The 6,228-nt window shown below is 74.0% G+C and carries 5 protein-coding genes; 1 reads left to right on the top strand and 4 read right to left on the bottom strand.

The window, feature by feature from the left end; translation table 11 throughout:
- Positions 1 to 1,128 (bottom strand): DNA polymerase Y family protein (locus tag E1293_RS43225; RefSeq protein ID WP_132205362.1); only part of this gene is annotated, 1,128 nt, incomplete at its 3' end.
- The gene (locus E1293_RS43220) at positions 1,125 to 1,913 is read right to left on the bottom strand and encodes a hypothetical protein (RefSeq protein ID WP_243717425.1); all 789 of its coding nucleotides are present in this window, start codon (positions 1,911 to 1,913) and stop codon (positions 1,125 to 1,127) included. The genes E1293_RS43220 and E1293_RS43225, both read right to left, overlap by 4 nt.
- A 148-nt stretch (positions 1,914 to 2,061) precedes the next feature.
- Between E1293_RS43220 and mtnA the strand changes: the two genes are divergently transcribed.
- A complete protein-coding gene (gene mtnA / locus E1293_RS43215; protein ID WP_132205360.1) occupies positions 2,062 to 3,099 on the top strand; it encodes an S-methyl-5-thioribose-1-phosphate isomerase in 1,038 nt (345 codons plus the stop codon).
- On the opposite strand, the gene E1293_RS43210 is transcribed toward mtnA, so the two are convergent.
- Both E1293_RS43210 and E1293_RS43205 read right to left on the bottom strand, forming a co-directional pair.
- Positions 3,075 to 4,241: an aldose epimerase family protein gene (locus tag E1293_RS43210; RefSeq protein ID WP_132205358.1), complete on the bottom strand. Its 1,167-nt coding sequence runs from the start codon at positions 4,239 to 4,241 to the stop codon at positions 3,075 to 3,077. The genes mtnA and E1293_RS43210 overlap by 25 nt on opposite strands.
- Positions 4,242 to 4,243: 2 nt before the next feature.
- A partial coding sequence (locus E1293_RS43205) for a M28 family peptidase (RefSeq protein WP_132205356.1) occupies positions 4,244 to 6,228 on the bottom strand: 1,985 nt, incomplete at its 5' end.

Raw genomic sequence — 6,228 nt, 5'->3', positions numbered from 1 at the left:
CACCAGCACCGGCCGCGTGATCCCCTGGTGGCCGAGCAGCGCCTGGATGCGGTCGGCGGCCCGCGCGATCCGGTCGGTGACCGCGGTCCGGCCCCAGAGCCCCTCCTGCCGCCCCTCGTCGGGGACGATCTGGTCGGGCGCCAGCTCCACCCAGGTCACACCGCCCCAGACGTCATCGGCATTGCCGCCCTGCCCTGCCGGCTCATGGGCCGACAGCTGCCACCGCACCCGCTCGGCCACCGCCAGCGCCGACAACCCGTCGTGCCGCCACAGCCGCCGCAGCACGTGCCCGTCGGCGAACCCGACCGCGACCTCCAGCCGGACGCACGCCAGCCCGCCCGCCGCGAGCCCCTCGTGCAGCTCGCCCGCGAGCCGCTTCGCCGCGAACACGACGCGTTCCGCCTGCTCGGCGGGCGGATCGAAGTCGCCGCGCACCGACAGGTCCGCGGCGGGGCGGACCGGCGCGAGCGGGCGCGGCTCCTCGCCCCGCGCCAGCCGGTGCGCGAGCGCCCCGTCCGTCCCGAACCGGCCGGCGACGTGCCCGGACGGCAGCGCCGCGAAGTCGCCGAGGGTCTTGATCCCGAGCCGCCGCAGCAGGTCGGCCAGCTCCGGCCGGTCCAGCACCGCCAGCGGGTACGGGGCGAGGAACGCCGCCGCGCCGCCCTCCGGCACGACCGCTCCGCCCTGCCCGGCCCGCGCCGCCAGCTCCGCCGCGAACAGCCCGTCCGCGACGCCCGACCCGCAGTCGTGGCCGGCCTCGACGACCGTGTCCTGCACAAGGACGCGCAGCGCCTCCTCGCCCCCGTAGAACCGGGCGGGCCCGCGCGCCGGGATCGCGCACAGCCCCGGCCGCACCACCTCCACGCGCGGCGTCAGCTCCGCGACCGCCGCCACGACGGTTTCGAACAGCCGCCCCTCGGCGTCGGCGTCCCGCTCCCGCACCACCAGCTCCGGGCAGCGGCGCTGCGCGTCCCGCACCCGCTGCCCGCGCCGCACCCCCTCGGCCCGCGCCGCCGCCGAGCAGGCCGCCACCTGCCCCTGCACCACCACGGCCCCGGGGACCGCCGCGTCGACCCCGACCGCCGTGACCGGCCAGTCAGGGCACCAGGCCACCAGCACCCGTGTCATGCGATCCCCTCCTCGACCGGCACCCGCACCAGCGGCGCCGCCCCGTCCGGCCGCGGATGGACGGGCGAGCCGGCGGCCACGGCGCCCGGCACGAGTTCGAGCGGCGGCCGGGCCGTCTCGTCCGGCCGGACGGTGCCGTCGGGCGCGGGAAGCCAGAGGCGGGCGCGGCGGCCCCGGCCGGGGGCGTCGCGGCCCTCGGCGACGATCTCGACGCGGCGGCCGGTGAGCCGGCCGTGGCCGTCGGCGAGACCCTCCCAGGCCACCTCGTCCAGGCGGAGCCGGAGCCGGGTGCCCGGCCATTCGCGGGCGAACGCGCCGGTCAGCGTGATCACGCATCCGTGCTTGCGGGCCAGCGCCGACAGGCGGCGGACGGCGGCGGCGCCCGGACGCTCCGGCGGGCACAGCAGGACCAGGTCCACGGCCTCGGCCAGCGCGGCGACCACGTCCGGCCAGCGGTCGCCGGGTTCGTCGACGAGGAGCAGGCGCTCGGGGGCGGCGCCCATCCCCGCGGCGGCGGCCACGCCGAAGCCGGGGACGCCGACGACGCCGCACCAGCCGCCGGTGCCGTCCTCGCCGCCGTGCCGGGAGACGCCCGCGACGAGCGCGAGGCCGAGGGAGGCGGCGCCGGGGCCGTCCAGCCCGACGACGGAGCCGGGCCGCAGGCCGCCGCCGGGGACGACGGTCCGCAGCGCGGGCAGCACGGGTACCGTCGCGTCGCGCGGCGCGGTGTCCAGCCCCGTGCTCTCCAACGCCGTCACGAGGTCCCGCAGGGCCGCCTCCGGCACGCTCCGTCCCTCCTCTCAAGCCTCCCGGAACAATTTCGAACATGAGTTCGACCTCTGTCAAGTTCCCGCAGGTCACGCTACGGAGTCGCCGGGGCGGAAAGCCTGATGGCATAGGGGTTCGCGGTATTTTGCGGGCATGATGGGCGGTATGACGAACGACGTGCGGACCGTCGAGTGGACGGGCGACGGGCTGCGGCTGCTGGACCAGACCGTGCTGCCCGGCCGGGTCGAGTACGTCGTGGTGCGCGACGTCGGCGCGCTCGTGGACGCCATCCGGCGCCTGGTCGTGCGGGGAGCCCCCGCGCTCGGCGTGACGGGCGCCTTCGGCGTGGCCATCGCCGTCCGGCAGGCCGCCCGCGAGGGATGGGACGACGCGGGCCGCGACGCCGCGATCACCCGCGTCCGGGAGGCCCGCCCGACGGCGGTGAACCTCGCCGCCGGCGTCGACCGCGCGCTGCCGTTCGTCGCGAAGGGCGCCGACGCGGTCGCGGCCGAGGCCCAGGCGCTGCTCGACGAGGACGTGCGCGGCAACCACGCCATCGGAGCCTTCGGCGCCGACTGGATCCTGCGCCGGTCGGCCGACCGTCCCCTGCGCGTCCTCACGCACTGCAACGCCGGCGCGCTCGCCACGGCCGGGTGGGGCACGGCCCTCGGCGTCATCCGGGAGATGCACGACCGCGGACGCGTGGAGATCGTCTACGCCGACGAGACCCGCCCTCTCCTGCAGGGCGCCCGGCTCACCGCCTGGGAACTCGACCAGGCCGGCATCCCCTGCCTCGTCCAGGCGGACGGCGCCGCGCCGAGCACGATCCTGCGCGGCCTCGCCGACGTGGCCGTCATCGGCGCCGACCGGATCGCCGCCAACGGCGACACCGCCAACAAGATCGGCTCGGTGGGCGTGGCGCTGGCCTGCCACGCCGCCGGGATCCCGCTGGTCGTGGCCGCGCCGTGGAGCACCGTCGACCTCGCGCTCGCCGACGGCGGCGGCATCCCGATCGAGGAGCGTCCCGCCGGCGAGATCACGACCTGGGGCGGCATCAGGACCGTCCCGGATCGGGTGGGCGCGTTCAATCCCGCGTTCGACGTCACGCCCGCCCGTCTGGTGACCGCGCTGGTCACCGAGACGGGCGTGCTGGAGGTCTCAGCGGGCGTGACCCCGCGTCAGCGGGCGGCCGAGAAACCGTAGACGGTGGTGGAGTCGAACGACTCCCCGGGCCGCAGGACGGTCGACGGGAAGCCCGGCTGGTTGGGCGAGTCGGGGAAGTGCTGGGTCTCCAGCGCGAATCCGTCGCCCTGCCGGTACACGCGGCCGCTCGTCCCGGCGAAGCTCCCGTCGAGGAAGTTGCCGGAGTAGAACTGCACGCCCGGTTCGGTCGTGCTGATCTTCAAGACGCGGCCGGAGTGCGGATCGGTGACCCGCGCCGCCTCGGTGAGCGCGCCCGGGTGCCGCTGGTCGAGGACGAGGTTGTGGTCGTAGCCCTGCCCGATGAGCAGCTGCGGGTCGTTCGCGCGGATCCGCTCGCCGATCGCGTGCGGGCGGGTGAAGTCGAACGGCGTGCCCTTCACCGCGGCGATCTGACCGGTCGGGATCTGGGTCGTGTCCACCGGCGTGTACCGGGACGCGTTGAGCGTCAGCCGGTGGTCGTAGACGTCGCCGGTGCCCTCGCCGGCGAGGTTGAAGTACGTGTGGTTGGTCAGGTTGACGACGGTGGCCTGGTCGGTCGTCGCGTGGTAGGCGACGTGCAGCTCGTTGCGGCTGGTGAGCGTGTAGGTGACGGTGGTCTTGAGGGTGCCCGGATAATGCTCCTCGCCGTCCACGCTGGTGTAGTCCAGGCGCAGGCCGACGCTGTGGCCGCTCTCGATGGGCTCGGCCTTCCACACCTTGGTGTTGAAGCCCTTGAGGCCGCCGTGCAGGCTGTTCTCGCCGTTGTTGATGGCGAGCTGGTACGTCTTGCCGTCCAGCGTGAACCGCCCCTTGGCGATGCGGTTGGCGTAGCGACCGATGATGGCGCCGAAGTACGGGCCGCCGTTCAGGTCGACGTAGTCCTTCAGCGTCGGGAAGCCGAGGACGACGTTGGTCCGGTGCCCGTGCCGGTCCGGTGTCTCCAGGGTCTGGACGATGCCGCCGTAGGTGATGATGCGCACCCGGACGCCGCGCCCGCTCGTGAGGGTGTAGCGGTCGACCTTCGTGCCGTCCTCCAGCGTGCCGAACGCCTCCTTGGAGATGCCCGGACGGTCGTGGGCCGGCGAGGCGCCCGCCGGCACGGCCGAGACGGCAAGGGCGGAGCCGACCACGGTGGCGGCCGTGATCGCGAGGATTCTCTTCATGGTTACTCCTCGGGGGCGAGGGTGCGGGTCGCGGCGCGGAGGCTCTGGAACAGCCGGGCCTCGTACGCCTTCGCGGTGCGGACGTCGTGGTCGATGAAGAGGGCGTCGTTCAGCGCGGGGAGCCGCTGCGTGGCGTAGCCGGTGTCGATGCCGGGCGCGTATATCTGGTGCCGGTACCAGGGGCGGCCTGGCAGCCCGGCCTGGGTCAGCAGGTCCCGCTCCGTCTGCATGATCTTGGTGTTGAGGCGGCGGAACGCCCGCGTGTCGCCCTTGCGGAGCGCCTCGTCCGCGCGCGCTTGCAGCGCCTCCGCAGCGCGTTGCCACGCCTCGGCCTGCTTGATGTCGCGCGAGACGTCCACGACGACGGAGCCCAGCCGCGTGCGCTGCTCGTCGGTGAAGTCGGTGAGGTACTGGGCCGTCTCCGCCGCGTACGGGCGATAGCCGATGGCGACCACGTCGGCGTTCGCCAGCCGCAGCGTCGCGATGCCCACCACCCGCGACATCGCCGCGTGGTACTGCCAGCCCGGATCGCCGAAGTGCGACATCCAGTAGAAGTCGTCGCACGAGCAGTGGTAGTTGCCGGACGATCCCGGCGAGGACGAGCCCAGGTCCATCGCGGGCACCCCGTACCGCTGGAAGAACGCCTGGAAGTCCGAGCCGCCGCCGATGCGGCCGATCGGGGTCTTGCCGTCGTTCTGTGCCTTCCACGCCTCGTACAGGGTCCCGTCCGTGCCGGGCCAGTCCACATCCTTGGACGCGTCGATGACCGATCGGTCCAGCGCGGGCGTCGCCGAAGTACCGAACTCCGAGCCGCCGGCGCCGTCCATGTTCACGTACGCGACCGCGTTCCGGAGCTGCTTCGCCCGCTGCTCGGCGTACTCGGTGGAGCCGAACAGGCCGTACTCCTCGCCGTCCCAGGTGGCGAGCACGACGGACCGCTTAGGCCGCCACCCCTTCTTGAGGAGCTTGCCCAGGGCGCGCCCCACCTGGAGCACGTTCTCCGTACCGGACAGGTTGTCGCTGCTCCCGTACGCCCACGCGTCGTGGTGCGCGCCGAGGACGACCTCCTGCTCGGGGTGCTCGCTGCCGGGGATGCGCACGGTCACGTCCCACAGCGGACGCACCTGGAACTCGTTCTTCAGGTCGAGGTGGACCTTCGTCCCGCCGGGCCCGATCCGGTAGGTGAACGGCAGGCCGCCCTGCCATTCCTCCGGCGCCTCCTCGCCCTTCAGCGCGCGCAGCAGCGGCTCGGCCGCGCCGTAGGAGATCGGCGTCGTCGGGATGAGCCCCGTCAGCATCGGGGCCTCGGACGGCGGGATCCGGTGCGCGCCCTTCACCGCCGCCCAGCCGGGCGTCTGCGGGTCCCCGGCCGCGAGCTGGATCTGCGCGATGCTGCCGCGCTGGATGCCGTCGGCGGCGCGCCACGGCCCGTCCGGGTAGACCGGGCCCCGGACGAAGCCGTCGTCGGCGGGGTCGGAGTAGATGAGCATGCCCTTCGCACCGCGCTTGGCGGCCTCGCGCGGCTTGATACCGCGGAACACCGCCCCGTACCGGGCGAGGACGATCTTCCCCTTGACGGAGACGCCCTTCGCGTCGAGCAGTGCGAAGTCCTCCGGCCGGCCGTAGTTGGCGTAGACGACCTCGCCCCGGACGTTCCCGGACGGCGACATGCCGTTGTGCGACGGGATGACCTCGTCGTAGTGCTTCTGCCAGGGCTGCTTCTTCTCCTTGACCGGCAGCGTCCGCTCCCGCGGCGCGGTCATCTCGACCCGCACGCGCTTCGGCAGGGACAGGTAGGCGTAGTAGGTCCTGACCTCGGGTTTCAGGCCGTACGACCGGAACCGCGCGACGATCTTCTCGACCCGGTGCCGGTCACCGGTGGTCGTGGTCAGCGCGGGCTCGGCCGACAGGTCGGCGTCCAGGTCGCGGGCCACTCTCGCCGAGGGAACGGCCTTGAGCAGCTTCTCGTACTGCCGCTGCCACCTGG

Origin of the sequence: Actinomadura darangshiensis (genome assembly GCF_004349235.1) — a bacterium.
GTDB classification, from domain to species: domain Bacteria; phylum Actinomycetota; class Actinomycetes; order Streptosporangiales; family Streptosporangiaceae; genus Spirillospora; species Spirillospora darangshiensis.
This window is presented reverse-complemented; position numbering and strand designations above follow the sequence as displayed.